Annotated in this window: 2 protein-coding genes; both read left to right on the forward strand. The window is 55.4% G+C overall.

Features of this window, described 5'->3' with window-relative positions; genetic code table 11:
* Window positions 1–45: 45 nt before the first annotated feature.
* Window positions 46–927: a hypothetical protein gene (locus AAIL67_RS24580; protein WP_343485388.1), complete on the forward strand. Its 882-nt coding sequence runs from the start codon at window positions 46–48 to the stop codon at window positions 925–927.
* Window positions 928–1104: 177 nt separating this feature from the next.
* Complete coding sequence (locus tag AAIL67_RS24585) at window positions 1105–1698, forward strand: recombinase family protein (RefSeq protein WP_343485389.1); 594 nt, start codon at window positions 1105–1107, stop codon at window positions 1696–1698.
* Window positions 1699–2596: the final 898 nt, after the last annotated feature.

Raw genomic sequence — 2596 nt, forward strand, 5'->3', positions numbered from 1 at the left:
GCATGCCTACATTGTATCTAGGAGCCTGCGGTCTAGCTACCGCACATGACTAGCTCCGCGTACCGATTTATTGACGGTGCGCTATACCGTCGCCACGACACTCCCTACGCTTTTGACCTCCGAGTCCATGACTTGGGTGGTGGCCATACTGAGTCCTTGGTCTTGCCGCGCTATGGCTGGTCTGAGGTGGACGCTACAGAACGCTGTCTTGCTGATGCCGCGATGGCTCAGGGTCATATCTGGGATCAGGCAACCGGTGAATGGGTGCCAAGCGCTGTTACTGCTGCAGAACAGGCTCAAAAGGACGCTGACAACAGAGAGCGTTCTGTTCGTCGTGCTCGCACAAAGGTGCGCAGGCTCATCAAGTCCAAGGACTTGAACACGATGCTCACTCTCACCTACAGGGAAAACATGGTTGATCGTGCTCGCATGCAGCGCGACTTCGATGTGTTCATGAAGCGTGTCCGGAGGATCTTCCCCGGCTTTCAATATGTGTGCGTTTTTGAACGTCAAAAGCGTGGTGCTTGGCATGCCCATATTGCTGTTCATCGCCTTTTGAGTCACTACGTGGTCAAGGGCGTGATGGTGAAGTCTTACGACTTGCTGCGCACTGTTTGGCGTGCTGTTGTTGGTGAGGGCAATGTTGACGTTTCCAAGGCTGTGCGCCGTCGTCGTTGCTCTGTTGCCAAGCTTGCTGCTTACCTTTCCAAGTACATCTCAAAGGGCTTTGATGACTGTGAGGGAGGGGACTCTTACCGGGCTAGTGGCAAGAGCTTGCCCCCTCCTGTAATCGTTCGCAGCTCGTACACAAAGCTTTCTGACGCTGTTTCCGATTTGTTTGACCTCCTGGCCGGCGTTCTTCAGGAGGACACATACACCGCGCTCCTTGATGGGGGCGGCTTCTATCTCAGTTCATCGCCTCCTTAGGGCTGATGCGCTGGATGCGGGCGTGCACGCGTGCGGACGGTTCGGAGAACGGCCGCTCGCGGGCTCGATCCGCTCGGGACCACAAACGAAAACTGTGGTTCTTTATCGAGACGGGGCTTATTGAGTGTTTGCACCACTCAACAGCCCCTGACCACTAAACCTGAATGAGAGGTCTATATGGCTAAGTCTGAGTCTATTCGCTTGGTTGGGTACGCGCGTGTCTCCACGCAAGAGCAAGATACTTCGCTGCAGATAGCTGCGTTGCGGTCTGCTGGGGTCACTGAGTTCTTTGAAGAGAAGGCTTCGGGTGCTCAACTAGATCGTCCGGCTCTCTGGGAATGTCTCGATTCCTTGCGCTCTGGCGATCAGTTCATCTTTTATAAGCTCGATCGCGTGGCTCGTTCGCTTCCTGACCTGTTGAGCATCATTGCTCGCGTAGAGAAGGCTGGCGCGACAATTCGGTCGCTTACTGAGCCAATTGATACTTCAAGCGCTCTCGGTCGCTTCATGCTCCAGATATTGGGTGCCATGGCTGAATTTGAGCGTTCGCTCATACGAGAGCGATGCATGGCCGGTCAACGTGAGGCGATGGCTCGTGGTGTGCACTGTGGCAAGCCTTTGTCCGTCGATCAGAGCACTGCTGTGGCCATCGTTGAGATGTACGCGACTGGCTTGCATACGCTGAAGGGCGTTGCGCAGCGCTTTGGCGTGTCTGACTCAGTGGTGAAGAGGTTGGTTTACAAAAAGACAAAGCCTAACTACCGCTCTTGATCCGTCCGAGAGAAAACGCGCTTATTGCGATAACTGTTCTTATCGCCATACCCGCGTATTTAGCCGGTGCTTTGCCTATCCTGCATTGGCCCTCTCTCCCTCTCAATGCGTTGTTCTGAGCCTCTCAGATTGGCGCTGCTGGCTTCTCGGCTTGGCTGAACAGAGCATGGCTCTGTTTGGGCAAGTTGAGATGACAGCCCTTTGCCATGGGACTGCTCGATCAGGCACAAGATGGCGTCTCGGACTGGCTGGGCAGAACAGGGTTCTGCTCGGCCAGTTTGAGATGACAGCCGCTCGCTGTGGGCCTCCACGATCAGGCACGAGATGGCGTCTCGGTTTAGCCAGGTAGAACACGGTTCTACCTGGCTAAATTGAGATGACAGCTGCTCGCTCCGTCACTCTCTGAACAGGCACAAGGCTATTCTTTCGGGAGGACAAGGTCCTCCCGGGAGAATGGCCCCTCCGCCACCGTCCCTGAGGATGTCCGGACCCCGCGAGAAAAGAAAAAGAGAAAAGCAGCAAGAAGAGATAACCCCGCTCTGAGGATCAGCGAAGCCGCTTGCGGCTTTGCTGATCGTCGGAGCCACCGCCGGTAGGGCTCCAGTCGCTCAAATAGGCACGGGACTGCTGATGGGCGATCTGGTGAAAACGGGGGAGGCGGCGCAGCCGCCTAGATTTATCCATAGGACACAATCCACCGCAAATAGCTGAAACCTGCTTAGAATGACCGTGCGCTTTGCCAATGTGCGTCTGATCGCCCTTTGAAAACCTTCAGGGCCTCCGTCTTGGTTGACGGGGAATGAGCTACCACTTTCAGGAACCCACAAAGGCGAAGCCCCTAGGTGCTACCAACACGCTAGGGGCCTCTGGCGCTCTTTCAACCGAAACTTGATTGAAC

The organism is Comamonas sp. A7-5, assembly GCF_039581385.1.
Classification (GTDB): Bacteria; Pseudomonadota; Gammaproteobacteria; order Burkholderiales; family Burkholderiaceae_C; genus Comamonas; species Comamonas thiooxydans.

What these genes read in the sequence shown, in the direction of transcription:
- AAIL67_RS24580 (WP_343485388.1), top strand. Translation starts at nt 46, where the DNA reads ATGACTAGCTCCGCGTACCGATTTATTGACGGTGCGCTATACCGTCGC.
- AAIL67_RS24585 (WP_343485389.1), top strand. Translation starts at nt 1,105, where the DNA reads ATGGCTAAGTCTGAGTCTATTCGCTTGGTTGGGTACGCGCGTGTCTCC.